This is a genomic window from Enterobacter sp. ECC-019, from assembly GCF_043974075.1.
Taxonomy (GTDB): Bacteria; Pseudomonadota; Gammaproteobacteria; order Enterobacterales; family Enterobacteriaceae; genus Enterobacter; species Enterobacter asburiae_D.
On the sequence record NZ_CP143759.1, the window covers coordinates 2,332,161 to 2,358,110 of the forward strand.

The 25,950-nt window shown below is 60.8% G+C and carries 29 protein-coding genes; 24 read left to right on the plus strand and 5 right to left on the minus strand.

Annotated elements, in window-relative coordinates:
* The first annotated feature begins 1 nt into the window (after window position 1).
* Genes V1566_RS10875 through cobT form a run of 19 tightly spaced genes read left to right on the plus strand, consistent with a single transcriptional unit; the run spans window position 2 to window position 14,759 of the window.
* The gene (locus V1566_RS10875) at window positions 2–634 is read left to right on the plus strand and encodes a cobalt-precorrin-8 methylmutase (protein ID WP_395305859.1); all 633 of its coding nucleotides are present in this window, start codon (window positions 2–4) and stop codon (window positions 632–634) included.
* The gene (gene cbiD, locus V1566_RS10880; protein ID WP_395305860.1) at window positions 631–1,770 is read left to right on the plus strand and encodes a cobalt-precorrin-5B (C(1))-methyltransferase CbiD; all 1,140 of its coding nucleotides are present in this window, start codon (window positions 631–633) and stop codon (window positions 1,768–1,770) included. Before V1566_RS10875 ends, cbiD begins: the two co-directional genes overlap by 4 nt.
* A complete protein-coding gene (locus tag V1566_RS10885; RefSeq protein ID WP_395305861.1) occupies window positions 1,764–2,369 on the plus strand; it encodes a cobalt-precorrin-7 (C(5))-methyltransferase in 606 nt (201 codons plus the stop codon). The genes cbiD and V1566_RS10885 overlap by 7 nt, the downstream gene beginning before the upstream one ends.
* Window positions 2,359–2,928 carry a decarboxylating cobalt-precorrin-6B (C(15))-methyltransferase gene (locus V1566_RS10890; protein WP_395305862.1) on the plus strand — a complete coding sequence of 190 codons (570 nt, stop codon included), beginning with the start codon at window positions 2,359–2,361 and terminating at the stop codon, window positions 2,926–2,928. The genes V1566_RS10885 and V1566_RS10890 overlap by 11 nt, the downstream gene beginning before the upstream one ends.
* On the plus strand, window positions 2,921–3,694 hold the full coding sequence (locus V1566_RS10895; RefSeq protein WP_208763720.1) for a cobalt-precorrin-4 methyltransferase: 774 nt from the start codon (window positions 2,921–2,923) through the stop codon (window positions 3,692–3,694). The genes V1566_RS10890 and V1566_RS10895 overlap by 8 nt, the downstream gene beginning before the upstream one ends.
* Entirely contained in the window at window positions 3,675–4,730 is a 1,056-nt protein-coding gene (gene cbiG, locus V1566_RS10900) for a cobalt-precorrin 5A hydrolase (protein WP_395305863.1), read from the plus strand. Before V1566_RS10895 ends, cbiG begins: the two co-directional genes overlap by 20 nt.
* Window positions 4,730–5,455 (plus strand): precorrin-3B C(17)-methyltransferase, encoded by a 726-nt coding sequence (locus tag V1566_RS10905; RefSeq protein ID WP_395305864.1) that lies wholly within the window; start codon window positions 4,730–4,732, stop codon window positions 5,453–5,455. The genes cbiG and V1566_RS10905 overlap by 1 nt, the downstream gene beginning before the upstream one ends.
* Entirely contained in the window at window positions 5,452–6,237 is a 786-nt protein-coding gene (locus tag V1566_RS10910; protein WP_395305865.1) for a cobalt-precorrin-6A reductase, read from the plus strand. The genes V1566_RS10905 and V1566_RS10910 overlap by 4 nt, the downstream gene beginning before the upstream one ends.
* A gap of 10 nt (window positions 6,238–6,247) precedes the next feature.
* The gene (locus V1566_RS10915) at window positions 6,248–7,042 is read left to right on the plus strand and encodes a sirohydrochlorin cobaltochelatase (RefSeq protein ID WP_395305866.1); all 795 of its coding nucleotides are present in this window, start codon (window positions 6,248–6,250) and stop codon (window positions 7,040–7,042) included.
* Window positions 7,039–7,752 (plus strand): cobalt-factor II C(20)-methyltransferase, encoded by a 714-nt coding sequence (locus V1566_RS10920; RefSeq protein WP_395305867.1) that lies wholly within the window; start codon window positions 7,039–7,041, stop codon window positions 7,750–7,752. The genes V1566_RS10915 and V1566_RS10920 overlap by 4 nt, the downstream gene beginning before the upstream one ends.
* Window positions 7,749–8,486, plus strand: a complete 738-nt coding sequence (gene cbiM, locus V1566_RS10925; RefSeq protein WP_395305868.1) for a cobalt ECF transporter S component CbiM — start codon at window positions 7,749–7,751, stop codon at window positions 8,484–8,486. The genes V1566_RS10920 and cbiM overlap by 4 nt, the downstream gene beginning before the upstream one ends.
* A 1-nt stretch (window position 8,487) precedes the next feature.
* Window positions 8,488–8,769 (plus strand): energy-coupling factor ABC transporter substrate-binding protein, encoded by a 282-nt coding sequence (locus V1566_RS10930; RefSeq protein ID WP_024908226.1) that lies wholly within the window; start codon window positions 8,488–8,490, stop codon window positions 8,767–8,769.
* A complete protein-coding gene (locus tag V1566_RS10935) occupies window positions 8,756–9,433 on the plus strand; it encodes an energy-coupling factor ABC transporter transmembrane protein (RefSeq protein WP_159515610.1) in 678 nt (225 codons plus the stop codon). The genes V1566_RS10930 and V1566_RS10935 overlap by 14 nt, the downstream gene beginning before the upstream one ends.
* Before the next feature lie 11 nt (window positions 9,434–9,444).
* The gene (locus tag V1566_RS10940) at window positions 9,445–10,263 is read left to right on the plus strand and encodes an energy-coupling factor ABC transporter ATP-binding protein (RefSeq protein ID WP_032649044.1); all 819 of its coding nucleotides are present in this window, start codon (window positions 9,445–9,447) and stop codon (window positions 10,261–10,263) included.
* Window positions 10,260–11,783 carry a cobyric acid synthase gene (locus V1566_RS10945; RefSeq protein WP_395305869.1) on the plus strand — a complete coding sequence of 508 codons (1,524 nt, stop codon included), beginning with the start codon at window positions 10,260–10,262 and terminating at the stop codon, window positions 11,781–11,783. Before V1566_RS10940 ends, V1566_RS10945 begins: the two co-directional genes overlap by 4 nt.
* A complete protein-coding gene (gene cobU, locus V1566_RS10950; protein WP_395305870.1) occupies window positions 11,780–12,331 on the plus strand; it encodes a bifunctional adenosylcobinamide kinase/adenosylcobinamide-phosphate guanylyltransferase in 552 nt (183 codons plus the stop codon). Before V1566_RS10945 ends, cobU begins: the two co-directional genes overlap by 4 nt.
* A complete protein-coding gene (gene cobS, locus V1566_RS10955; protein ID WP_395305871.1) occupies window positions 12,322–13,080 on the plus strand; it encodes an adenosylcobinamide-GDP ribazoletransferase in 759 nt (252 codons plus the stop codon). Before cobU ends, cobS begins: the two co-directional genes overlap by 10 nt.
* Window positions 13,081–13,083: 3 nt before the next feature.
* A complete protein-coding gene (locus V1566_RS10960; protein WP_395305872.1) occupies window positions 13,084–13,692 on the plus strand; it encodes a histidine phosphatase family protein in 609 nt (202 codons plus the stop codon).
* Window positions 13,693–13,703: 11 nt separating this feature from the next.
* Window positions 13,704–14,759, plus strand: a complete 1,056-nt coding sequence (gene cobT / locus V1566_RS10965; RefSeq protein ID WP_395305873.1) for a nicotinate-nucleotide--dimethylbenzimidazole phosphoribosyltransferase — start codon at window positions 13,704–13,706, stop codon at window positions 14,757–14,759.
* Between the two features lie 38 nt (window positions 14,760–14,797).
* Here cobT and V1566_RS10970 read toward each other — a convergent pair whose 3' ends face one another.
* Window positions 14,798–15,655 carry a helix-turn-helix domain-containing protein gene (locus V1566_RS10970; RefSeq protein WP_395305874.1) on the minus strand — a complete coding sequence of 286 codons (858 nt, stop codon included), beginning with the start codon at window positions 15,653–15,655 and terminating at the stop codon, window positions 14,798–14,800.
* 228 nt (window positions 15,656–15,883) lie between these two features.
* Here V1566_RS10970 and V1566_RS10975 point away from each other — a divergent pair, with 228 nt between their 5' ends.
* Genes V1566_RS10975 through V1566_RS10985 form a run of 3 tightly spaced genes read left to right on the plus strand, consistent with a single transcriptional unit; the run spans window position 15,884 to window position 20,203 of the window.
* Window positions 15,884–17,722 carry a DUF2264 domain-containing protein gene (locus V1566_RS10975; RefSeq protein WP_395305875.1) on the plus strand — a complete coding sequence of 613 codons (1,839 nt, stop codon included), beginning with the start codon at window positions 15,884–15,886 and terminating at the stop codon, window positions 17,720–17,722.
* Window positions 17,719–18,999, plus strand: a complete 1,281-nt coding sequence (locus tag V1566_RS10980) for an oligosaccharide MFS transporter (protein ID WP_395305876.1) — start codon at window positions 17,719–17,721, stop codon at window positions 18,997–18,999. Before V1566_RS10975 ends, V1566_RS10980 begins: the two co-directional genes overlap by 4 nt.
* A gap of 13 nt (window positions 19,000–19,012) precedes the next feature.
* Entirely contained in the window at window positions 19,013–20,203 is a 1,191-nt protein-coding gene (locus V1566_RS10985) for a glycoside hydrolase family 88 protein (protein WP_395305877.1), read from the plus strand.
* A gap of 148 nt (window positions 20,204–20,351) precedes the next feature.
* Here the strand turns inward: V1566_RS10985 and V1566_RS10990 are convergent, their stop codons facing one another.
* The 3 genes from V1566_RS10990 to hpxO are packed head-to-tail and all read right to left on the minus strand — an operon-like array spanning window position 20,352 to window position 23,505.
* Window positions 20,352–21,287: a PDR/VanB family oxidoreductase gene (locus V1566_RS10990; RefSeq protein WP_395305878.1), complete on the minus strand. Its 936-nt coding sequence runs from the start codon at window positions 21,285–21,287 to the stop codon at window positions 20,352–20,354.
* Window positions 21,288–21,298: 11 nt separating this feature from the next.
* Window positions 21,299–22,333, minus strand: coding sequence for a molybdenum cofactor-independent xanthine hydroxylase subunit HpxD (hpxD, locus tag V1566_RS10995; protein WP_395305879.1), 1,035 nt, complete (start codon window positions 22,331–22,333; stop codon window positions 21,299–21,301).
* A 17-nt stretch (window positions 22,334–22,350) separates the two neighbouring features.
* Window positions 22,351–23,505: an FAD-dependent urate hydroxylase HpxO gene (hpxO, locus tag V1566_RS11000; protein ID WP_395305880.1), complete on the minus strand. Its 1,155-nt coding sequence runs from the start codon at window positions 23,503–23,505 to the stop codon at window positions 22,351–22,353.
* Between the two features lie 239 nt (window positions 23,506–23,744).
* Here hpxO and uraD point away from each other — a divergent pair, with 239 nt between their 5' ends.
* Together uraD and uraH are read left to right on the plus strand one after the other, a co-directional pair.
* Window positions 23,745–24,245: a 2-oxo-4-hydroxy-4-carboxy-5-ureidoimidazoline decarboxylase gene (uraD, locus tag V1566_RS11005; protein ID WP_395305881.1), complete on the plus strand. Its 501-nt coding sequence runs from the start codon at window positions 23,745–23,747 to the stop codon at window positions 24,243–24,245.
* Window positions 24,242–24,565, plus strand: coding sequence for a hydroxyisourate hydrolase (uraH, locus tag V1566_RS11010; protein ID WP_198885116.1), 324 nt, complete (start codon window positions 24,242–24,244; stop codon window positions 24,563–24,565). The genes uraD and uraH overlap by 4 nt, the downstream gene beginning before the upstream one ends.
* On the opposite strand, the gene guaD is transcribed toward uraH, so the two are convergent.
* A complete protein-coding gene (guaD, locus tag V1566_RS11015) occupies window positions 24,545–25,864 on the minus strand; it encodes a guanine deaminase (protein WP_395305882.1) in 1,320 nt (439 codons plus the stop codon). The genes uraH and guaD overlap by 21 nt on opposite strands.
* Window positions 25,865–25,950 lie beyond the last annotated feature (86 nt).

Here is a 25,950-nt window from a genome sequence, read left to right on the forward strand (position 1 = left end):
AATGCAATACATCCAGCAACCCCAGGCGATTGAAGCCAAAAGTTTCGACATCATTGGCGAAATCATTCGCGAAACGCGGCCGAAGTACCGGTTCGCCAGCCCGCTGCATGAGGCGATCGTCAAGCGGGTGATCCATACCACCGCAGATTTCGACTGGCTGGATATTCTCTGGTTTTCAGATGACGCGCTGGAGCAGCTTTGCGCGGCGCTCTGTCGCCCGTCCGTTATCTATACCGATACCACGATGGCGCTCTCCGGGATCAACAAAACGCTGCTGGCCACATTCGGGGGCGAATGCCGCTGCTATATCAGCGACCCGCGGGTGGTGGCCCAGGCAAAAGCACAGGGAATTACCCGCTCGATGGCGGCAGTGGATATCGCGGTGACGGAAGAGAGCGAGAAGATCTTCGTCTTTGGCAATGCGCCCACGGCGCTGTTTCGCCTGCTTGAGCATGATGTTGCCGTCAGCGGCGTGGTGGGGGTACCGGTGGGGTTTGTGGGGGCGGCGGAATCGAAAGAGGCGCTGACGCACAGCCATTTGCCCGCGATTGCGGCACTCGGGCGCAAAGGTGGCAGCAATGTGGCGGCGGCGATTATGAACGCCATGCTCTACTACCTGCAGGGGGCGCGATGAGCGAGTCCACCTTCGATGCCCCGGTATGGCATAACGGGAAGGCATTACGTAAAGGCTACACCACCGGTTCCTGCGCGACCGCGGCAGCGAAAGTCGCCGCGCTGATGGTGCTGCGCCAGCACCTCATTCATCAGGTCTCCATTGTGACGCCCTCCGGCGTCACGCTGTGTCTGAACGTGGAATCGCCGCACATCGAAGGGCAGCAGGCGATGGCGGCCATCCGCAAAGATGGCGGTGATGACGTCGACGCCACCCACGGCATGCTGATTTTCGCCCGCGTGACGCTCAACGACAGCGGCGAGATTACGCTGGCGGGCGGCGAGGGCGTGGGGACCGTGACGCGCAAAGGCATTGGCCTGCCCATCGGCAGCGCGGCGATCAACCGCACCCCGCGTCACACCATTGAGTCCGTCGTGCGCGAGGCGATTGGCCCGACGCGCGGGGCCGACGTTGAAATCTTCGCGCCTGAAGGCGAAGAGCGGGCGCAGAAAACCTACAACTCACGCCTCGGGATCCTGGGCGGTATTTCAATCATCGGCACCACCGGGATTGTCACGCCGATGTCAGAGGAGAGCTGGAAACGCTCGCTTTCTCTGGAACTGGAGATTAAACGCGCGGCCGGGCTGGAGCGGGTCGTGCTGGTGCCGGGCAATCATGGCGAACGCTTTGTGCGCGAGCAGATGGGCATCGATAAAGATGTCGTGGTCACCATGAGCAACTTTGTCGGCTACATGATCGAAGAGGCGGTGCGGCTGGGGTTTCGCCAGATAGTGCTGGTCGGCCATCCCGGCAAGCTCATCAAAATTGCCGCCGGGATATTCCACACCCACAGCCATATCGCCGATGCGCGCATGGAAACGCTGGTGGCGCATCTGGCGCTGCTCGGCGCGCCGCGGGAATTACTCACCGTCGTCAGCGAGTGCGATACCACCGAAGCGGCGATGGAGCACATCGACGCCTGGGGTTTTCAGGCGCTTTACAGCCACCTTGCCGAACGGATCTGCCTGCGCGTAATGCAGATGCTGCGCTTTACCAAAAATCCGCCGACCTGCGACGCCATTCTGTTTTCCTTTGATAACCAGGTGCTGGGCAGCAACCGCCCGGTCGAGGCGATAGCCCGGGAGCTGCAATGTTAACGGTCGTGGGAATGGGGCCTGCGGGATTGCGCCTGATGACGCCCGCTGCGCGTGAAGCCATCGATCGCGCCGATGCGCTGGTCGGCGGAAAACGCCATCTGTTGCAGTTCCCGGCGTTTTGCGGCGAGACGTTTGTCCTGGGCGCCAACATTCCGGCGCTGCTGGCCTGGGTTGAGGCACGTCAGGAGAAAAAGGTGGTGATTGTGGCCTCCGGCGATCCGCTCTTTTACGGCATCGGATCGCGGATGGTGGCGCATTTCGGTATTGCGCGCGTGCGCATTATTCCCGGCATCAGCGCGGTGCAGTACCTGTGCGCGCAGGCGGGTATTGATATGAATGAGATGTGGCTCACCAGCAGCCATGGCCGCAGCGTGAATGTGGACGAGCTGGCGCGGCATCGCAAAGTGGCGATGGTCACCGATAGCCAGTGCGGGCCGAAAGAGATTGCCGCGCAGCTGGTGGCGCGCGGTAAGGGCCATCGCTGGATGGTGATTGGTGAAAACCTGGCGATGGAAAACGAACGGATCCACTGGCTGCCCGTCAGTGAGGTCAGTGCCGACTATGAGATGAATGCGGTGGTGATCCTCGATGAAAGATGAACTGTTTCTGCGCGGCGAAACGGTGCCGATGACCAAAGAGGCGGTACGCGCGCTGGCCCTCACGAAGCTCGAGCTGCACCGCGCCAGCCACCTGATTGACGTCGGCGCGGGGACCGGGAGCGTGTCGATAGAGGCGGCGCTGCTGTTTCCCTCGCTGCGGGTGACGGCCATTGAGCGTAACCCTGCGGCCCTGCGGCTGCTTGCGGAAAATCGCCAGCATTTTGCCTGCCGCAATATCGCGATTTTGCCCGGCGTCGCGCCGTTGCCGGTAGCGGATAAGGCCGATGCGGTATTTATGGGCGGCAGCGGCGGCCATCTGACCTCGCTCATTGACTGGTCCCTGCGCCAGCTACATCCGGGCGGACGTCTGGTGATGACGTTTATCCTGATGGAAAACCTCCATACCGCGCTGGCCCATCTGCAGCAGGTCGGCGTCCAGGACATTGATTGCCTGCAAATGCAGGTCTCCGCGCTGACCCCGCTCGGCAGCGGCCACTATTTCAAACCGAATAATCCCGTTTTTGTTATCGCCTGTCAGAAGGAAGAACACCATGTCTGAGACGTTTGATTCCCGTTGCGTGTGGTTTGTCGGAGCAGGTCCCGGTGACCGTGAGCTCATCACGCTCAAGGGCTACCGGCTGCTGCAGCAGGCGCAGGTGGTTATCTATGCCGGTTCGCTGATCAATACCGAACTGTTGGCGTATTGCCCGCAGGGGGCCGAATGCCACGACAGTGCGGAACTCCATTTAGAACAGATAATTGACCTGATGGCGGCGGGCGTGAAGGCCGGAAAAACGGTGGTACGTTTACAGACCGGGGATGTCTCGCTCTACGGCTCCGTCCGCGAGCAGGGCGAAGAGCTGACCAAACGCGGCATCGCCTGGCAGGTGGTGCCCGGCGTCAGCGCCTTCCTCGGCGCCGCGGCGGAGCTTGGGGTGGAATACACCGTGCCTGAAGTCTCACAGAGCCTGATTATTACCCGCCTTGAAGGCCGCACGCCGGTGCCGGCGCGTGAACAGCTGGAGTCATTTGCCAGTCATCAGACCTCCATGGCGATTTATCTCTCGGTCCAGCGTATTCACCGGGTGGCGGAACGCCTGATTGAGGGCGGTTATCCGGCCACCACGCCCGTTGCCGTCATTTATAAAGCGACCTGGCCGGAAAGCCACACCGTACGCGGCACGCTGGCGGATATCGCCGACAAAGTACGCGAGGCGGGGATCCGCAAAACGGCGCTCATCCTGGTCGGGAAGTTCCTGGGCGAGGAGTATCACTACTCAAAACTCTATGCCGCGGATTTTAGCCATGAATACCGTAAAGCCTGAGTCCATCGCGCTGTTTTGCCTGACGCCGGGCGGCGTCCGGCTGGCGAAGCGCCTGGCGACGATGCTGCCGGTCACCTGCTTTACCAGCGAGCGCCTGCAGGAAGAGGGCTTTGTCTCCTTCGACGGGGGCTTTGCCGCGGCGGTTCGCGAGGCGTTCACGCACTACCCGGCGCTGGTTTTTATCGGTGCAACCGGCATTGCGGTGCGCGTCCTGGCACCGCTCATCCACGACAAACTGAGCGACCCGGCGGTGGTGGTGATCGACGAGCGTGGGCAGCACGTCATCAGCCTGCTTTCCGGCCATGCTGGCGGGGCGAATGCGCTGACCCGCGATCTGGCGGGAATGCTGGGGGCGGATCCGGTGATTACCACCGCCACGGACGTCAACGAGATGGCCGCGCTGGATACCCTTGCCTTCCAGCTGAATGCCCGAATGAGCGATTTCCGAACGACGGTAAAAATCGTCAACCAGATGCTGGTGAGCCACCAGCGGGTAGGGCTGTGGTGGGATGCGGAACTCGACGACGACGTCAGTCGGTGCGATCGGCGCGGGTTTATCACCGTGAGCGACCTGCAGCACCGCCCGGAACTGGATGCGCTGGTGTGTATCACGCTGCGCAACACGCTGCCGGAACTGCCGTTGCCGCACTGGAAGCTGGTCCCTCAGCGGGTCGTGGCGGGCATCGGCTGTCGACGCGACACGCCGTTTCCGCTGCTGGCAACGCTGCTCGCGCGTCAGCTTGAGGCGCAGCAGTTCGATCCGCTGGCGCTGAAAGCGATTGGCAGCGTCTCCCTTAAAAAGGACGAAGCGGGCCTGCTTCAGCTTGCCGCCTGCTGGGGCGTGCCGTTTGAAACCTTTACCGCTGACGCGCTGCGTGAGCACGAACATCGCTTTCCGGCTTCACCGTTTGTACGCCAGACGGTTGGGGTAGGGAGCGTCTCGGGACCGGCAGCGTGGCTGCTGAGCCATGGGCAGCTACGAGGAGAAACCCTGCGCGAACAGGGCGTCACTATCACTTTGGGAGTTTCACACTGATGTTAACCGTAATTGGAATCGGCCCTGGCTCGCAGGCCATGATGACCATGGAAGCCGTGGACGCGCTGCAGGCGGCAGAAATCATCGTTGGCTACAAAACCTACACCCATCTGGTGAAGGCCTTCACCGGTGACAAACAGGTGATCAAAACCGGTATGTGCAAAGAGATTGAACGCTGTCAGGCGGCGATCGAGCTGGCGCAGGCCGGGCATAACGTCGCGCTTATCAGCAGCGGCGACGCCGGTATTTATGGCATGGCGGGGCTGGTGCTGGAGTTGGTCAGCAAACAGAAGCTGGACGTTGAGGTTCGCCTGATCCCCGGGATGACGGCCAGTATCGCCGCCGCGTCTCTGCTTGGCGCGCCGCTGATGCACGATTTTTGCCATATCAGCCTGAGCGATCTGCTGACGCCGTGGCCGGTCATCGAAAAACGTATTGTCGCCGCGGGAGAAGCGGACTTTGTCATCTGTTTCTATAACCCGCGCAGCCGGGGTCGCGAGGGCCACCTGGCGCGGGCGTTTGAGCTGCTGTCCGCCAGCAAAAGCCCGCAAACGCCGGTAGGGGTAGTGAAGTCTGCCGGGCGTAAAAAGCAGGAGAAGTGGCTGACCACGCTGGGCGACATGGACTTTGAGCCGGTCGATATGACAAGCCTGGTGATCGTCGGAAATAAGGCCACCTGGGTGCAGGAGGGGCTGATGATCACGCCCCGGGGCTATGTGCTGTGAACTATGGCGACGTGCTGGTCATGGGCGGCACCAGCGACGCCCGCGCGATCTGCCAGCAGCTGGACGCGGCGGGCGTGGCCTACACCCTGTCGGTGGCGACGCCCACCGGGCAGCGGCTGGCGGGCGACATTAACGGCCGGGTGCGCTGTGGCCGCCTTGAGCCGCAGCAGATGGTTAACTGGCTTGCAAAAAACAGGACCCGCTGGGTGATTGACGCATCGCATCCCTACGCCGAGGTGGTCAGCCGCAACATCCTGACGGCCTGTGAAGCGGTGGGCGTGTTGCTTAGCCGCTATCAGCGCCCCGAACAGCTCAGCGAGCTGACGCATCCGCTGCTCTACAGCGTGCCGGGAATTGACGAGGCCTGCGACGTCGCGCGGCGGCTGGGCGAACGCGTGCTGTTGACCACCGGCAGTAAAGATCTGGCGCGCTGGCGCGCCGGGCTGCCGGAGAAAACGCTGCTGGCCCGGGTGCTGCCGGTGCCCGAGGTCCTTGAGCAATGCGCCGGGCTTGGCTTTGGCGTTACCGAGATCTTCGCGATGTGCGGGCCCTTCAGCGCTGAGTTTAACGCGGCGTTTTACCGCCAGTGCCGGGCTGACGTGATGATCACCAAAGCGTCCGGTGCGGAAGGCGGCTATCGGGAAAAGGTTCAACCCTGTCTGGATGCGGGCATCCCCTGCATCGTGATTACACGCCCGGCGCCGCTGGTGACGGGAGACGAGTTACTGGAAAGTCAGGCCGCATTCGCCGGGCGCTTAGCCCGCTGGCTGGCCGCTGCTTAAGGAGTTAGAGATGAAAAAGGCGCTTCTGGTGGTCAGCTTTGGTACCAGCTACCACGATACCTGCGAGAAAAACATTGTGGCCTGCGAGCGTGCGCTGGCGGAAAGCTGCCCTGACCGCGAGCCGTTTCGGGCATTCACCTCCGGGATGATTATTCGCAAGCTCAAACAGCGTGACGGCATTGAGATCGATACGCCGCTGCAGGCGCTGAAAAAACTTGCGGCTCAGGGATATCAGGACGTGGCGATCCAGTCCCTGCACATCATCAACGGCGATGAGTACGAGAAAATCGTCCGTGAAGTGCAGAGCCTGCGCCCGCTGTTTACTCGCCTGACGCTGGGGGTACCTTTGCTGAGCAGCCACGACGATTACGCACAACTGATGCGCGCGTTGCAACAGCAGATGCCGACGCTTGGAGCCACGGAAAAAGTGGTGTTTATGGGCCACGGCGCCAGCCATCACGCCTTTGCGGCCTATGCCTGCCTCGATCACATGATGATGGCCCAGGGCTTCCCGGCCCGCGTCGGCGCGGTGGAGAGCTATCCGGAAGTCGACATCCTGATTGAGAGCCTTGGTAAACAAGGCGTCACCGCCGTGCATCTGATGCCGCTGATGCTGGTGGCCGGCGATCACGCCATCAACGATATGGCCTCTGACGACGAGGACTCCTGGAAGACGTTGTTTAACGCCGCCGGGATCCCGGCAACGCCGTGGCTGAGCGGGCTGGGTGAAAACCCGGCGGTGCGCGCGATGTTCGTTGCCCATCTCCAGCAGGCGCTGAGCGTGGCGATGGAGGAGGCAGCATGAGCGGCAAACTGTACGCCCTCAGTACCGGGCCGGGCGCGCCGGACCTCATCACCGTGCGCGCCTCACGGATCCTCGGCTCGCTGGATATTCTCTACGCCCCGGCGGGCCGCAAGGGCGGCGATAGCCTGGCGCTTTCTATCGTTCGTGAATATGTCGGCAAGCAGACTGAAATCCGCTGCTGCCACTTTCCCATGAGCGCCGACAGCGCCGAAAAGGAGGCGGTGTGGGATGCGGTGGCCGACGCGTTAGTGACGGAGGTGAACGCCGGAAAACAGGTTGGCTTTATCACCCTGGGCGACGCCATGCTGTTCAGCACCTGGGTGTTCTTACTTCAGCGCATCGGCAGCCCGGACTGGCTGGAAATTGTGCCCGGCGTGACGTCGTTTGCCGCGATTGCCGCGCGGTCCAAAACGCCGCTGGCGATGGAACAGCAGTCGCTGGCGGTGATCGCATGCACCGCGCCGGAAGCGGAGATTGCGCAGGCGCTGCAGCAGCACGACAGCCTGGTGCTGATGAAGGTCTATGGCCGGTTTGCGCGCATCAAAGCGCTGCTGACGCAGGCCGGGCTGCTGAACTGCGCGCTGATGATGTCAGAGGCCACGCTCCACGGCGAGCAGTGCTGGCGGCATCTGGATGAGGTTGCTGACGACCAGCCGTTACCCTATTTCTCGACCATTCTGGTCAACAAACAGTGGGAGTATGCGCAATGAAACTCGAACAACAGCTTAAACAGCTGTCATTAAGTGGCCTGGCGGCGGCGCTATTGCTGATGGTGGTGCCGGAGCAGGCGTTCGCGATGCACATCATGGAAGGGTTTTTACCGCCGATGTGGGCGCTGGCGTGGTGGCTGATCTTCTTACCGTGTCTGTGGTACGGGCTGGTGCGCCTGCGCCGTATCGTGCAGGAGGATAGCCACCAGAAAGTCCTGCTGGCGCTGTGCGGGGCATTTATTTTCGTGCTGTCGGCGCTGAAGATCCCTTCGGTGACCGGCAGTTGCTCGCATCCGACCGGCGTGGGGCTCGCCGTGATTCTGTTCGGGCCGGGCGTCGTCGCCATTCTCGGCGCCATCGTGCTGCTGTTTCAGGCGCTGCTGCTGGCGCACGGCGGGTTAACCACGCTTGGCGCGAACGGCATGTCGATGGCGGTGATTGGGCCGGTTGTCGGGTACATGGTGTGGAAGATGGCCTGCCGTGCCGGGATCCGTCGTGACGTCGGGGTATTTTTGTGCGCGATGCTGGCGGATCTGGTGACCTATTTTGTCACCTCGGTCCAGCTTGGCGCGGCGTTCCCGGACCCGGCGACAGGTGCAACGGGTTCGATTGTGAAATTCATGGGCATTTTCTGCCTGACGCAGATCCCCATCGCCATCGCGGAGGGGCTGTTAACCGTCATGATTTATGACCAGTTGACCAAACGTCAGTTGATTACCGCACAAGGACACTGAGATGAAAAAGACGCTGATGCTGTTGGCGATGGTGCTTGCTCTGATCGTACTGCCATTTTTTATCGATCACGGGGGTGAATTTGGCGGCTCGGATGGCGAAGCCGAAAATCAAATTCAGGTTGTGGCGCCGCATTACACGCCGTGGTTCACGCCGCTCTATGAACCCGCCAGCGGCGAAATTGAAAGCCTGCTGTTTACGCTCCAGGGGTCCATTGGCGCAGCGGTGATTTTCTATATTTTGGGCTACACCAAAGGCAGACAGCGCCGTGATGACCGGGCTTGACAGGCTTAGCTACCAGAGCCGCTGGGCTCACGTGGCGCCGGAACGCAAGTTTCTGCTCTGGCTGGCGCTGATGATGCTGGCGTTTGCGCTGCCGCCGCTGGGGCAGGGGATCGTCCTGGCGTTGACGGCGGGACTGACCTGCTGGCTGCTGCGGATGACCTTCTGGCGCTGGTGCCGCTGGATGGCGCTGCCGTTTGGCTTTCTGCTGGTTGGCGTGCTGACGATCCTCTTTAGCGTCACCCGCGACCCGCACACGCTGGCGGCAGGCGTCCCGGTGGGGCACTACTGGCTGGGGATAACCGCGTCCGGGCTGACCGTTGCCAATGAAACCTTCTGGCGCAGCCTTGCCGCGCTGGCGGCGACCTTCTGGCTGGTGCTGAACCTGCCGTTTCCGCAGCTGATTGTGCTGCTTAAGCGGGCGCGCGTGCCGCGCCTGCTCACCGAGCAGATCCTGCTGACCTGGCGCTTTATTTTTATTCTGTTAGACGAAGCGCTGGCGATTCACCGCGCGCAGACGCTGCGTTTTGGCTATCGTAGCCTGCCAAAAGGCTATCGCTCGCTGGCGATGCTGGTCGGTTTGCTGTTCACCCGGGTGCTGATTCGCTATCAGCAGATGGCGACCACGCTGGATATTAAACTCTACCAGGGTGATTTTCCCCTGTAAGGAATCGCACCATGCTGACCACCGCCGATCTCTGGTTTCGCTATCAGGAGGCGCAGGTACTCAAAGGGCTGACGCTGGATTTTTCGACCCATCCCGTCACCGGGCTGGTCGGGGCTAATGGCTGCGGAAAGTCGACGTTATTTATGAACCTGAGCGGCCTGCTGAAGCCGCAGCAGGGGGCGGTGCTGTGGCAGGGGAAGCCGCTGGACTACAGCAAGCGCGGACTGCTGGCGCTCCGTCAGCAGGTGGCAACGGTGTTTCAGGATCCCGATCAGCAGATCTTTTATACCGATATTGATAGCGACATCGCCTTCAGCCTGCGCAACCTGGGCGTGGCGGAACCGGAGATTGCGCGGCGCGTCGACGATGCGCTGACGCTGGTCGACGCGCAGCGTTTTCGCCAGCAGCCGATCCAGTGCCTGAGCCATGGGCAAAAGAAGCGGGTCGCCATTGCCGGAGCGCTGGTGCTGGGGGCCCGCTATCTTCTGCTGGACGAACCCACGGCCGGGCTCGATCCTTCAGGGCGCACGCAGATGATCGAGATCATCAGGCGCATTGTGGCGCAGGGGAACCACGTGGTGATCTCCAGTCATGATATTGATCTGATTTACGAAGTCAGCGATGCCGTCTACGTGCTGCGCCAGGGAGAAGTGCTGGCGCACGGCGCGCCGGGTGAGGTCTTTGCCCGCGGCGAACTGATTGAACGGGCCGGATTAACGCAGCCCTGGCTCGTCAAACTGCACGCACAGCTTGGCCTGCCGTTATGTAAAACCGAAGATGAATTTTTCAGCCGTATGCGACAAAAAAACGTAATGAAGGAGGCCTCATGACGCAGGCAATTATGTTGCAGGGCACCGCTTCTGATGTGGGAAAGAGCGTCCTGGTGGCGGGGCTGTGCCGGATTTTTTATCAGGATGGCCTGCGTACCGCGCCGTTTAAGTCGCAGAATATGGCGCTCAACTCCGGTATCACGCCGGAGGGAAAAGAGATGGGGCGCGCGCAGATATTTCAGGCTGAGGCGGCGGGGATTACGCCGGACGTACGGATGAATCCGGTGCTGTTAAAACCGACCAGCGACCGTAAAGCGCAGGTGGTGCTGATGGGGCAGGTGGCAACCGATATGGACGCGGTCAGCTACCACGAGTACAAACCGCGCCTGCGGGAGCAGATCCGCGACGTCTATAACAGCCTGGCCGGGGAGTATGACGTGCTGGTGCTGGAAGGGGCGGGCAGCCCGGCGGAGATTAACCTGCGCGATCGCGATATCGTCAACATGGGAATGGCCGAAATGGCGCAGTGTCCGGTGCTCCTCGTGGCGGACATTGACAGAGGCGGTGTATTTGCCGCCATCTACGGCACGCTGGCGCTTTTACACGACCACGAGCGGGCACGGGTGAAAGGGGTCATCATCAATAAATTTCGTGGCGATGTTGCGCTGCTTTACTCGGGTATTGAGCAGATAGAAAACCTGACCGGCGTGCCCGTGCTGGGCGTGATGCCGTGGCTGGATGTGGATCTGGAAGATGAAGACGGCGTGGCGCTGCAAAAGGGAAAATACCTGCGAACCGCAGAGCGCGATATCGACATTGCCGTGGTGCAGGTACCGCATATCTCCAACTTCACCGATTTTAACGCCCTGGCGGCGCAGCCCGATGTTCGCGTGCGCTATGTCCGTTATCCCCAGGAGCTGGCGGGGGCTGACCTCGTGATTCTACCCGGCAGTAAAAATACGCTGGGCGATCTGGCCTGGCTGCGGGAAAGCGGCATGGCGCACGCTGTACTCCAGTCCCACCAGCAGAACGTGCCCGTCATGGGCATTTGCGGGGGCTACCAGATGCTTGGCGACACCATCATTGATGAGGTGGAGTCGGGGCTGGGAACCCTGCCGGGGCTGGGGCTGCTCCATACCGTGACCCGCTTCGCGCAGCGAAAAACCACGACGCAGGTCTCGGCGCAGATGGCACCGGCGCTGCCGTCGTGGCTTAAGTCGGCGGCGGGCATTAAGGTGCAGGGCTATGAGATTCATATGGGAGAGACCCGGCTGACATCCGACGATAGCCCGGCGCTGTTTCTGGAAAAAGAGGGCGAGCGCATAGCGGACGGTGCCATCAGCGCTGACGGGCAGGTGATAGGGACCTATCTCCACGGGCTATTCGATAACGATGCCTTCACGCGCGCGATGGTGGACGGCCTACGCCAGCGCAAAGGGCTGGCGCCCTTAGACGTTGCGGTAGATTACGCGGGCTACAAAGCGCAACAGTTTGATATCCTGGCGAGCGCGATGAGAGAACATATTGATATTAAAAAGATCTATCAAATAATGCGGGAGCATCAGGAGGAGGGCGCATGATTTTAGTCACCGGAGGCGCGCGCAGCGGGAAAAGCGCGCACGTCGAGCAGCTGGCGGCGCAGCAGTGCGAGCGCGTGCTGTATATCGCGACGTCGGTGATTACCGATGAAGAGATGGCGCTGCGCGTTGATAAGCACCGCGCCCAGCGTCCTGCGCACTGGCGAACCTGGGAAGGGCATCGCGATCTGGGCGACGTGATTCGCCATCATGTGCAGCCGGGCGAAGGCGTGGTTCTGGAATGCGTCACCACCCTGCTGTCGAACCTGCTTTATGACGCCAGCGGCGGCGCTTCGCCGGAGACCCTCGATTTTTCCGCGCTTGAGGCGGTGCTGCAACAGCAGGTGGACGACCTGATTGCGGCCTGCCAGCAGTCGGCGGCGCCGGTTTTTATTGTGACCAACGAGCTGGGCATGAGCATCACGCCGGAGAATCGGCTGGCGCGTCATTTTGTTGATATTGCCGGGCGCGCGAACCAAAGGCTGGCGCGGGCGGCGCAGGAAGTGTGGCTGGTGGTCTCGGGAATTGGAGTAAAGATTAAATGCCGTTAAAAATGTTGTGGGCGACGCTGGGATTCATTACCCGCATTCCGGTGCCGCAAAAATGGAGCGACGGCGTTGAATTTTCACAGTATGGCCGTGGCGTCCCCTGGTTCCCCGTGGTGGGCCTGATCGTTGGTGTCCTGGCCGCCTTAGGCTATCTGGCGGTGAGCCAGACCGGCGGGGGGATCTCTATCGGCGCGGTCGCCTGGGTCCTGGCGCTGGTGCTGCTGACCGGCGGGTTTCATCTGGACGGTCTGGCGGACACCTGCGATGGCGTTTTTTCTGCCCGCACCCGCGAACGGATGCTGGAGATTATGCGCGATAGTCGGTTGGGGACCTACGGCGGTCTGGCTATCGTATTCTGCATTCTTATCAAGGTCGCAGCGGTGATCTCCCTGGCTCACCTTCCGGTTAATACCCTGTTTGCGCTGCTGGTGTGCGCGCCGATCGTCGGGCGAACGGGAATGGTGTTGGCCATGTACCGGCAGCACTATGCGCGCGAAGGTGCAGGAATGGCAAACGCGTATCTCGGCCATATCAGCGGCAAAGAGACGGTCATCACCCTCTGCATTGGCCTGGCGCTCATAGGGCTGCTGGCGGGAATGCAGGGGCTGGTCGCCAGCGTCATCACCTGGATTGTCGTCAACGCCGTAAAGACCTTTTTAAGCCGCCGACTGAACGGGCTGACGGGGGATACCCTGGGCGCGATGGAAGAGATTGGCGAAATGGTCTTCCTGCTGTCGCTACTGTGGGTCTGATGTATGCGTATATTTCTGGTCCGACACGGTCAAACAACCGCTAACATCAGCGGCGTATTTTACGGGAGCACCGATCTGTCGCTCTCGCCGCAGGGCATTGCGCAAAGCCAGCGTGTTGCCGGATACCTGTCCGGCGTCGCGTTCGGGCACGCGCGCGTCAGCGCGCTGCAGCGTTCGCAGCAGACGGCGCGGCTTATCGTGCCGACAGCCGATGATGCCCAGGTTGATGCGCGACTTAACGAGCTGGATTTTGGCAAATGGGAGATGCGCCACTTCAGCGACATCGAAAAAGAGAGTCCCGCGTCGTGGCAGCGCTGGATGGATGACTGGCAAAACGCCACGCCCGACGGCGGCGAAGCCTTCCCGCATTTCGCCGCGCGCGTCAGGGCAGCGGCGGATGAGATGAGTCAACTGCAGCGGGGCGAAGACACGCTCATTGTGGCGCATCAGGGCGTGCTGAGCCTGATGCTGGCAACCTGGTTGGGGATGCCCGTGGCGGCGATGTGGCATTTCCCGTTCAGTCACGATGCCTACACGGTCGTTGAAAATCGGGCCGGGTATTGGGTATTACGCGTATTTAATGGCAGAAGCGTTTGGCAAACTGAAGAGTGAGGGTGATGAGGATGGGGACAGTGAAGGCGCTGGCGGCGGCCATCAGACCGCTTGATAAACAGAAGATTCAGGCGGCCTCGCGGCATGTTGATGGCTTAATAAAGCCGACAAACAGCCTCGGTCGGCTGGAGAGTCTGGCAATACAGCTTTCGGGAATGTGGGGCATCGACAGGCTCGATAATCTGCAAAAAGAGATTATCGTCATGTGCGCCGACCACGGCGTGTTTGATGAAGGCGTGGCCGTGACGCCGAAAGTGGTGACCTGGCTTCAGGCCGTCAATATGCAAAAGGGGTTGACCGGGGTGTGTGTGCTGGCCCGCAATAGCCAGACGTCGGTACTGCCCGTTGACATCGGTATTGACGGCGAGCCTATCGACAATATGCTCAGCCTTAAACTCGCGCGAGGCAGCGGTAATATTGCTCAGGGACCGGCGATGAGCCGTCAGGATGCCGAGCACCTGCTGCTGGCGAGTGCCAGCCTCGTTAAAAAACGCGCTCAGGAGGGGATCTCCATCTTTGGCGTTGGTGAACTGGGTATTGCCAATACGACGCCGGCCTCGGCAATCATCAGCGTGCTGACCGACAGCGATCCGCATGATGTGGTGGGGATTGGGGCCAATTTGCCGCAGGACCGGGTGCAGCATAAGGAAACCATTGTCCGGCAGGCGATACGCATTAACCAGCCGGATGCGCGCGATGCGGTGGATGTTCTGGCCAAAGTCGGCGGCTATGACCTGGTGGGCATGACCGGGGTGATATTGGGCGCTGGCGCATGCGGACTGCCCGTTGTGTTAGACGGTTTTCTCTCGTATGCCGCCGCCATCGCCGCCTGTCAGATTGCGCCAGAGGTTAAGAACTACTGTATTCCCTCTCATTTTTCCGCCGAAAAGGGGGCCCGGCGCGCGCTGGAGCACCTTGGTCTGGCACCGTTTATCCATCTTGACATGCGCCTTGGAGAAGGGAGCGGTGCCGCGCTGGCTATGTCTATCGTCAGTGCGGCCTGTGCAATGTACTGCGAGATGGGGCAGCTGGCGCAAAGCGGCATTGAGTTGCCGGTTCCGGCATGACGGAAAGCGTTCAGCTTTGGGCAGTCATCAAAACCCCGTTAACCTGGCATTCTGGTGTTGAGGATACGACGTCGATACTGCAGTGGCGTCTGACGCATCATCTTTTTAAAGCAGGTGATGAAGTAGGTCACCTCGCTAAACCCGACGGCCAGGGCAATGGCGTCAATCGTCTCATCGCTGTACCGTAACCGATCGCAGCTGCTTTTTATCCGCCGGGTCAGCAAATATTCGTGAATGCTGCCCCCGGTCTGCTGGCGGAAGATGCGTGAGGTATAGCTGCGCGAAAGCCCCAGGTCGTGCGCTAGCTGGTCGAGCGAAAACTTGCTGGCATAGTGGGCTTCGATCCAGCTCATAATCCGCGAGGCGACGGTCTGCTGGCGCGGCGGGTAGGGCTGCGGCTGTTCGGGGAGAAATGTCATGAGCTGCATCACCAGAAATGCCACCTCGCAGGCCTCGGTCTGCTCGCTGCCCTCCAGACGCTGAAACTGCTCAAGGATCCTCTCAATAAACGCCGCGTGCTCGCTGAGATCGTAGATTTGCGCGGGCAGATTGCTGGCGGCCAGCGCGGCGAACCGGGCCTGATGGCGCGGGAAGGCGCTGAGCGCATTTTCGACGACCGCTTGCTCAATGTGCATGGTGGTGCGGTGATAGGGGTTCTTATCGCTATGATCGACCTGCACTTTGTGCAAACGGAAGGGCGGGAAGATAAATAATCGCCCCGGACGGGCGGTGTAGTGCTGATTATCCACCACCACGATGCCGTAGCCGCTGGAAATATAAAGTAATTCAACGCATTGATGCCAGTGGTAGTAAATCGCGCTGGTGGCGTACATGCGGTTAAATGAAATGGCCTGCTGATCGAGCGTAATGCGTTCCAGCAGATGCGTTTCACCCATTTTACCTCCAGGACAACAGATTTAAATTTTTAGGCCATCATTTGTAATTTATCCCCCTCGCGATCGACAAAAGCCAGAAAAAATGAAATGGCGGTTTAATTTTGTGAGTCTGCTCACTCAGCGCCGTGAAAAAAAGCAGTTACTCTTCATTCAGACGTCGCACTTGTGGCTTTAAAAAGCCTAATAACAATAACTTATCTCTACCCTCGTGTAATGCGGGAGGACCCTGTGCAACCTGAAAATATTCATCTGGATAATCCACTGACAAGCCGGGAAGAGGTGCTACGGCTGGTCAACGACATGCTGAATGCGGTGGCGCCCTGGTTTAAAAAAGACGCCAGCCGCATTGATTTAGCGAACTTTACCGCTCACTACGGCCAGCAGGTCGCGAGCATGGAAACGTTTTCCCGCCTGCTGTGGGGCGTGACGCCGCTGCTGGCTGGCGGCAGTGAGCCGCAACACTTCTCTTTCTATTTACAGGCGATAAAAAACGGCACCAATCCGCAGCATGCCGATTACTGGGGCAACGTCGGGCCTTACGATCAGCGAATCGTCGAGATGGCGGCCTACGGAGTGCTGCTGGCGCTGGCGGGCGATACCGTACTGGCGCACTTCACCGAGACGGAGAAAGCGAATTTATGGCGCTGGTTAAAGCAGTGCGAGACCCTGGAGATCCCCGATAACAACTGGCACTTCTTTCCGATTCTGGTGCAGGTCGGCTTCCATCATTGCAGCATGCCGACCAACCCGCAGGTACTGGAAAATCATTTTTCTGCCATGGAGCACTACTATCTCGGCGATGGTTGGTACTCCGATGGTCCGGGGCGGCCGCGCGACTATTACATCTCAATGGGCTTTCATTTCTATGGCCTGATTTACGCGAAGCTTATGGTCGAGGTCGATCCAAAGCGTTGTGCAACGCTGCGTCAGCGGGCCGCGCGTTTCTCCTCTGACTTCATCCATTTCTTTGCCGAAGACGGCGCGGCGATCCCGTTTGGCCGTAGCCTGACCTACCGCTTTGCCGAGGCGGCGTTCTGGAGTGCGGCGGCCTTCGCCGGGCTGGAGGTCTTTTCGCCTGGCGTGATTAAGGGCATCGTTCTGCGCCATCTGCGCTGGTGGCTGAAGCAGTCGATGTTTGACCGCGACGGCGTACTCAGCGTCGGCTACAGCTACCCGAATCTGGCGATGGCGGAAGACTACAACGCGCCGGGTTCGCCCTACTGGGGCCTGAAGACCCTGCTGGTGCTGGCATTAGATGAGAGCGATGCCTTCTGGCAGGCGGCTGAGCTGCCGCTGCCGCCGTTGCCCGTCCAACACACGATAGCTCATGCGGATCAGGTGGTGGTGCATCAGGCCGATCACCTGTGGATGCTGACTTCCGGCCAGCTGGAGTTGAACAACTTCGTCAATACCGAAGCGAAATACTGCAAATTTGCCTATTCCACCCGCTTTGGCTTCACCCTCGAACGCGGGCGCTACGGCCTGAACCATGCCGCGCCCGATTCGATGCTGCTGCTGGCCGAAAAGGATAACTACTGGCGTGGCCGCCGCGAATGCCAGCGCGTGGTCACCGCAGACGGCACCATTTACAGCCTCTGGCTGCCGTGGCGCGATGTGGTGATTGAGAGCTGGCTGCTGGCGCAGGGCGACTGGCAGCTGCGCGTCCATCGTATCAATACCCAGCGCGCGCTGGATTACGCGGAGGGCGGCTTTAGCCTGGCAAACCGCCCGCAGCCGCAGGCACACGAGAGTGACCGCGCCTGCTGGTTACGCAATGCCCGGGACGTATCAGCCATTTTCTGTCTACACCCGTACGCCCGCCGCGGCGAGACGGTGTTGACGCCGCCAAACAGTAATCTGCTGTTCGCCGAGCGCGCGGCGGTGCCGCTGCTGCGCGGTGAACTCGACCCCGGCAAGCATCTGTTGATATGCGCGGTGTGGGCGGGAAATGCCGCCGACTTCGATCCGCAACTCTGCCCACAGGCCATCATTAGCGATGACGCGGTACGCTTCGTGACGGCACGACAAGAAACGACGCTCGTTCTGGCCCCGGAGGCATCGCTATGAGCACATCATCGTCCGTACGCGCCGCACAGTACAAAATGAGTACCTTTATTTTTCTTTACTTCTTCACCTGGTCTTCCAGCTTTGGCCTGTACGCCCTATGGCTGAGCCAGAAAGTGGGCCTCGATAGCATCACCATCGGCAGCGTGTTCGCCATCAACGGCGTCTTCGCGGTGGTCCTGAAGCCGGTGTACGGCTACATCATGGACAAAATCGGCATGAGCAAGTGGCTGCTCTATTTTGTCTGCGCCATTTCTGCGCTGATGGCGCCGTTCTTCGCGCTGGTGTATCAGCCGCTGCTGCAAAGCCATGCGATGGTGGGGATTATCATCGGCGCGCTGTATCTGAGCCTGGGCTGGTACGCCGGCGTGGCGGCGTCAGAATCTTACGCCGACCGCTTTAGCCGCCTGTACGGGCTGGAGTTTGGCCGCATCAGAATGTGGGGTTCGCTGGGCTGGGCGATGGCGGCTTCGGTCTCCGGGCTGTTGTTTAACGTCACGCCGCTGGCCAACTTTCTGCTCAGCAGCGGTACCTCGGTACTGATGCTGCTGGTGCTGATCAGCCTCAAAATCGGCGACGAGCAGCTGCGCAACAACAGCGTCATCTCCGCCAATAAGATCGTTTTTGCCGACGTGCTGATGCTGCTGAAAAACCGCAAATTCTGGATGTTCAGCCTCTATGTTGCCGGGGTGGCGTGGATGATGTTTATCGCCGAGCAGCAGTTCCCGCGCTACTTCGTGTCGTTCTTCGCCACCAAAGAGCAGGGGAATGCCTGGTACGGCTACCTGAGCACCGTCCAGTCGGGGATGGAGTTCGTGATGATGATGTTTATCCCGTGGCTGGTGAACCACTACGGCGCGAAGCGCGGCCTGCTGTTCTGCGGCTGCGTGGTAGGAGCACGGCTGATCGCCTCCGGACTGACCAGCGACCCGATTGTTATCTCCATCATCAAACCGTTTTATGGCGTCGAGATCGCGCTGCTGCTGATTTCGGTCTTCAAATACATCGCCGAACATTTCCATCGTCGGGTTAACGCCACGATGTACCTGCTGGGCTATCAGGCGATGATTTACGTTGGCTCGATTGTGGTCGCCCCGCCTGCCGGCTACCTGTACGACAGGATAGGCTTTGAGCATACCTATCTGCTGATGGGCTGCTGCGCCCTGATATTTACGCTGATTTCCGCCTTTACGCTGTCGCGCTGCCAGTCGACGCGCGATGCCTCACGACCCTTTGCTCCGGCTTTAGATACCGCCCCGGTTGAACCGGCCAAACATTAATTCAGGAGTTGTTATGACCAAATCTGTTATCACCGAAGCGCTGCGGCCGATCGAACTGCATCAGGTCGATCGCCTGGCACTGAGCCAGAAGCTGGAAGCGGCGCTGACCCGCGTAACGCGCAAGCTCGACAACAATATTGTCGCCTTCGGGGATAAGTTCCCCGGCGAAGCCTGTGAGAAGGGGGTCTGGCCGCTCACCGATAACGTGGAGTGGACCACCAGCTTTTGGCCAGGCCAGCTGTGGCTGGCGTGGGAGATGACCGGCAAAGCGCATTATCGCGAAGCCGCCGAGCGCTATTTACCGTCATTCGCCCGGCGTATTGAGCAGCGTATCGACACCGCAACGCACGATCTCGGGTTCCTCTATTCGCTCTCCTGCATCAGCGCCTGGCGGCTCACCGGCAACGAGGCCGCTCGCCGGTCGGCGCTGCTGGCAGCCGAGTGCCTGATGGAGCGTTTTAATCCGACGGCCAACATTATTCAGGCGTGGGGTGATTTAAACGACCCGGAGCAGCAGGGGCGAATGATCATCGATTGTAATATGAACCTGCCGCTGCTGTACTGGGCCAGCGAACAGACCGGGGATCCGCGCTATGCGCAAGCGGCGACGGCTCATGCAGGACAGGCCGCGAACTATATCGTGCGTGAGGATGCCTCGACGTACCACACCTGGTATATGGATGTGCAGACGGGTGAGCCGCGCTTTGGCAACACCCATCAGGGCTACAGCGATACCTCGTGCTGGTCGCGCGGCCAGGCGTGGGGCATTTACGGCTTTCTGCTCAGCTATCAGCACACCGGCGATAAGCAGATGGTTGAGCTGTCGCGCAGCCTGGCGCATTACTTCCTCAACCGTCTGCCGGAAGATGATGTTTGCCACTGGGATCTGGCCCTGCTCGGTACCGACGCCGTGCGCGACAGTTCAGCGGCGGCGATTGCCGCCTGCGGCCTGCTGGAGCTGGTTAAGGCGCTGCCGACGCTCGACGCACACCGTGCGTATTATGAAGAAATGGCGCTGCGTATCGCGCTGTCGCTGACCGATAACTACCTTGCTCACGACGACGATCCGACTGAAGGGCTACTGCAGCACTCGGTTTATCATATGGGCAGCGGTAAGGGGGTCGATCAGTGCTGTAGCTGGGGGGACTATTTCTATCTTGAGCTGCTGGCGCGGCTGCGACAGATTTGGCATCTGTACTGGTAACCCTTAAGCGCTTGTGCGTTTGCCCGGCGGCGCTACGCTTGCACGGGCCTACAATAAAACATGCAACCAATTGATATATTTGCACAATGTAGGCCGGGTAAGCGCAGCGCCACCCGGCAAGAAGGGCCGCTAAAATGTTGATGTCGTTTTACAGTCCGATCACCAGCTCCCCGGAATGGCTCCGCGAGCAGCACAGCGCCACCTGCTGGTCCGGCGCGCCTTTTTCCGCCTCCGACTGCACGCTATCCCGGTGATCCACTACGCCGTCAATCACTGGCGTCAGACAGGCGCCGCAGATCCCCATCTCGCAGGACAGCGGCACGTCCACGCCGTTTGCCTGTAACACCTGGGCGATGGTTTTGTCCGCAGGCACCGGCCAGCGCTCCCCGGTGGAAGCGAGTTTGACCGTAAAGATCTCACCCGCGACGCCGCCTGTGGCAGGGGCTGCGGGCTGAAACGCCTCGCTGTGAAGATGGGCGTCCTCCCAGCCCTTCGCCGTGGCGACCTCACGCACTTTTTCCATAAACCCCGCTGGACCGCAGATCCAGGCATGAAGCCCCGCCTCGGCCGCCGGAAGATGCTCTGCCAGCGCTGTGCGCGGGCTGGCGGTATGAATGATGGATCCATCGCACTGCGAGAGTTCGCGCGCAAACGCCGCGCTTTCGCGGTTTCTGACGTAATAGTGCAGCAAAAACGGCGTTCCGGCCGCCTTCAGCTGCAGGGCCATCGCATACAGCGGTGTAATGCCAATGCCCGCCGCCAGCAGCAAAACCCGCTCTGCCTGAGCAAGCGGAAACAGATTGCGCGGGGCAGAGATGGTCAGCGTCTGTCCGGGCCGCAGCGTCTCGTGAACGTAGCGCGACCCGCCGCGCGAGGCGGTTTCCCGGCCCACGCAGATAAGATAGCTCTCGTCCTGACATGACCCGGTCAGGGAATACTGGCGCACCACGCCGCAGGGCAGGTGGACGTCAATATGCGCGCCGGGCTGCCACGGCGGCAGCGCTTCGCCGTCTTCAGCCACCAGCCTGACGGCGAGGCTTTTGTCGCCCTCGCGCCACAGCCCGTCAACAATTACGCTCAGCATATCGGCCTCCGTCATACCAGGAAAAACACGCCAAAGCCCATTTTCTTCAGTCCTCGACGGTAGGCAATTGAGCTTTTATCGGCGGGAATATGGGCTTCCAGCGTCAGATCCAGCGGCAGGCTTTCCGGGCGCTGGGTTTCCACCATCAGGCGATCCTCTTCGAAGATGCGCAGGTTAAAGGAATGCACGTCTTCCACCGGAATATGCAGGTCAAAGTTGCGCGCAATAGGGGCGAACATGCGGGTCACGCGCGATGACACGGGCGACGCGGCGTTCATGATGACCAGTCTCGACTCTCCCGGAAAATGGATCGTCAGGGTGGCGGTAAACGGCAGGTGCATTTCAAAATGGCGCAGCCACTGGAACCCTTCTGGCGCCTGCACGGGTGAACCGGCGGGATAGTTGCTCACGGAGCTCCAGTAATCCGCCACGAAGCCGAACGGCGTCTCCTGCGGCTGATAGGCGGGCACAAGCTGATTATTGGGATCGGCAAAGGTATCGGTGTGGATCCACGCAAAGTGCGCCACGTCCAGAAAACCCTCCACCTGTCGTCCGGCGAAGCCGTTCACCTCAAACGCCGGACAGTTGATCTGCTGAAATCCGTCGTCATCCCAGTGCGGCATGGTGGGCAGCGGCGCGGGGTTTTCCGGATCAAACGCCAGGCAGGTCCAGATCAGGCCGAAGCGCTCCTCCACGGCGTAATTAATCAGGTTCAGCTTCGCCGGAACGGGCTGGTCGGGGCTGGACGGAATACGGTTGCAGCGCCCGTCCTCCCCAAAGCGGAGGCCGTGATAGGGGCAGATAATCCCGTGCTCGTCGTGAAAGCCGAGCGTCAGCGGCACGCCGCGGTGCGGGCAGACGTCACGGGCGACCACGACCTGATCGTGGATCCGGTAAATCACCAGCTGTTCATCCAGCAGGGTCGCCTTGACCGGCGCCGGGCCGACGTCGCAGGCGCGCGCGACCGGGTGCCAGCATTTCGCCAGGCGCAGCCAGTCCTCTGGCTCAAACGTGCAGTGGGCGGGTGGAGTCGGTTCTCTTTTCATCGTTGTCCCTCTTGCGTTCAGCCTAACGGGCCGCCCTGAATGGTGTCGCACAGACCGTTGATGATGCGCTCGCCGGTCTCCTCTTTGAGCTCCTGATACCAGGCCTGCGTCAACGCCATGTCTTTCCCGTGGGTGACGTCGCAGCGTTTACGTGCCTTCAGCACCAGGTCGCGCACCCGGTCGCAGCGCAGCGCTTCGTACTGCCGCAGCGCCAGCGTAATGCTGTGGTTTTCACGCAGGCATTCCCCCAGTACGACGGCGTCTTCCATCGCCGCACAGCCGCCCTGGCCGATATCCGGCGTGGTGCTGTGCGCAGCATCGCCGAGCAGCGCGACGTTGCCGCGCACCAGGCTGTCGAACGGCTCAATGTCGTGGATTTCAATGCGGTTGGTCGTTTCAGGATCCAGCGCCGCGATAAGCTTCTGCACCGGCGGCGCCCAGCCGCGGAAGTAGCCCGTGAGGTCGGCGCGCAGGGTGGTGCGATCCTCCGCCAGGCCCGCGGGCAGCGGCACGTCAAAAAAGAAGTAGAAACGACCGCCAGAGACGGGCATCAGCGACACGCGCTTGCCTTCGCCAACGAAGGTGGTCCACTGGTGCGCCGGGGCAATCTCTTCGTCAATCTTCACCAGCCCGTTCCAGTTCACGTACCCGGCGTAGCGGCGCTCCGGCGTATAGCCCAGCACGTACGGGCGAACCGCCGAATGGCTGCCGTCGGCGGCAATCAGAAAATCGCCGGATGCCGTGGTGCCGTCGGTGAAGGTCACGCTCACGCCCGCGTCGTCTTCGCTTACGCGCTCCACGCGCTTGCCGAACTGCACCCTGTCGCGCCCCCAGAAGTCCAGCATTTCGCGCTGGAGCTCGGTGCGCGAGACGGGGCAGGGACGCCCGCCGGTACGCTCAACCAGCGGGGCCAGGCTAAAGCGGGTCAGGGTCTCGCCGCGCCGGTAATCCTTGTAGGCCATAAAACGCATCGGCCCGCCGTACGTCTCGATGATGTCGCCCATGCCGAGGTGCTGCATGCATTTCACGCCGTTAGGCCAGATAGAGATGGCCGCCCCGACGGGCCTGATCTCCTTTACGGCTTCAAATACGGTACAGTCGATGCCCGCTTTCTTCAGCGCGACGGCAGCGCTCAGGCCGCCAATACCCGCGCCAATGACGATTGCTCTCATGCTTCTCTCCTTTTGCAGGGTGTAAAGGCATTCAGCAATTTGCGTACCAGGCTGCAGAGTGGCGAAAACGGCGTTGTGAGAGGTGAGTGTGCACTGCTAAGGTGCGCAAACGCGGTGAGCGTGCCTTTTTTTGAATCAAAAATTTCCAGTTGAGCTATGCGGAATCGACTGTTTCACGCCCGCGCTCAGAGTGGCGTGGTTTGTGCAACAACCCGGAGGAAGACAATAAAGGAGACGCTATGATCGCACTGCACGAGTTCAATCATCTTCCCCACGAAAAGGCGTTAGCGCTGATTCACCCCTGCGTGGCGCTCCCCGGCTGGGCCGACGCGCTGGCTCTGGGGCGGCCCTACGCCAGCCGGGACGAATTGTTCAGCACGGCAAACGCGCTGACGCAAAACTGGGACGAAGAGGCATTAACGCAGGCATTGAGCGCCCATCCGCGCATCGGGGAAAAGCCCGCGGGCGCACAGGCGGAGGCGGCGCTGTCGCGTCAGGAGCAGGGCGCGGTGAATGACCGCGATACGGCGCTTGTGCAGGCGCTGCGCGAAGGGAATGACCGCTACGAGGCCCGCTTCGGACGCGTCTTTCTGATCCGCGCGAAGGGCCGCAGCGGCGAAGATATTTTACAGGCGCTGCACGCGCGGCTGGCGAACAGCGACGCGCAGGAAGTCCGTGCCGCGCTGGAACAGCTGCGGGAAATTACGCTGCTACGGCTGGAAGGAGTCATTAGCGAATGAGCACACTCAGCACCCATATTCTGGATATCTCGACGGGCAAACCCGCAGCGGGCGTGACGGTTCACCTCGAACGGGAGGGCGAAATCATGGCGACGGGCGTGACCAACGTAAACGGTCGCATCACCGAATTTGTCCCTTTCCTGCCAAAAGGCCGCTATCGGCTGGTGGCGGAGATCGGCGCGTGGTTTAGCGAAACCGGTCGCGACACGCTCTACCCCTGCGCGCAGATTGATTTTGTGACGGGAGAAGCGGCAGGCGAGCACTTCCACCTGCCGTTTGTGATTGCGCCCGGCGGGTGGTCAACCTACCGGGGCAGTTGACCATACCCGCTCGCCGTTGACCCAGGTCTCGCTGATGTTGCGCTCGTCGCCGAGCGTCATCAGCACGAAAAGCTGCTCGTAGATATCCTGACAGCGGCGATTGCGCAGGCGCTGCAGCGGCGTTACGTCAGGGTCGATAACCACGAAATCCGCCTCTTTGCCGGGCGCGAAGTTGCCGATCTTATCGTCCAGCCGGAGCGCGTGCGCGCCGCCCAGCGTGGCGTGGTAGAAGGCCTCGCTGGCGCGCAGGCGGTAGCTCTGAAGCTGGCCGACCTTGTAGGCTTCCCCCAGGGTGCGCAGCATGCTGAAGGTGGTGCCCGCACCGACGTCGGTGCCGATGCCCATCCGCACCCTGTGCTGCCAGCAGGCGGGCAGGCGAAACAGCCCGCTGCCGAGAAACAGGTTTGAGGTGGGGCAAAACGCCACCGCCGAACCGGTGTCGTGCAGGCACTGCCACTCGCTGTGGTGAAGATGAATCGCGTGGGCAAACACGCTGCGCTCGCCGGTCAGGCCGTAGTGGTGATACACGTCCAGATAGCGCTCGTGCTCCGGCCAGAGGTCGCTCACCCAGGCCACTTCGTTGGGGTTTTCGCTCAGGTGGGTCTGCAGCCAGGTATCCGGGAACTCCTCTCTGAGCAGGCTGACCGCGGCAAGCAGCTCGGGGGATGAGGTCGGGGCAAAGCGCGGCGTAATGGCGTAGCCCAGCCGTCCACGGTGATGCCAGCGCTGGATCAGCGCCCGCGTTTGCCGGTAGCTCTGCTTCGCGTCTTCGCTCAGGTAGTCCGGCGTGTGTCTGTCCATCATCACCTTTCCGGCGATAAGGCGCATGTTGAGGCGCAGGGCTTCGGTAAACAGCGCCTCGACCGATTCCGGATGCAGCGTGCAAAAGACCAGCGCGGTGGTGGTGCCGTTGCTCACCAGTTGCTGAATGAAAAATTCGGCGATCTCTTTCGCGTAGGCTTCATCGGCAAACTGGCTCTCCACCGGGAAGGTGTAGGTGGTCAGCCACTCCAGCAGCTGTTCGCCAAAGGCACCGATCATCTCCGTTTGCGGATAATGGACGTGGGTGTCGACAAAACCAGGCAGCAGCAGCCTGCCGCGCAGGTCGGTGTAGCCCTTGTGGGGGTCAAGATACTGCTCGCCCTCCTGCCACGGCATCTGCGCCAGAATTTTCCCGCTCTGTATAAACAGCAGCCCGTCCTCAAGGTAGCGCGCGTGTCGGGCAATCGCGTCTGCGCTGTCGCAGACCTGGGCAATATCAAAAAATGCACCGCGGATCGCTGTCTGGTAATCCATCATGGTTCCTGCCTTAGTGTTTGCGTAGCGGGGTGATACGGCGCAGCAAGAACGGTGCCAGAATGAACGGGCCGCAGACACGCTGCGGC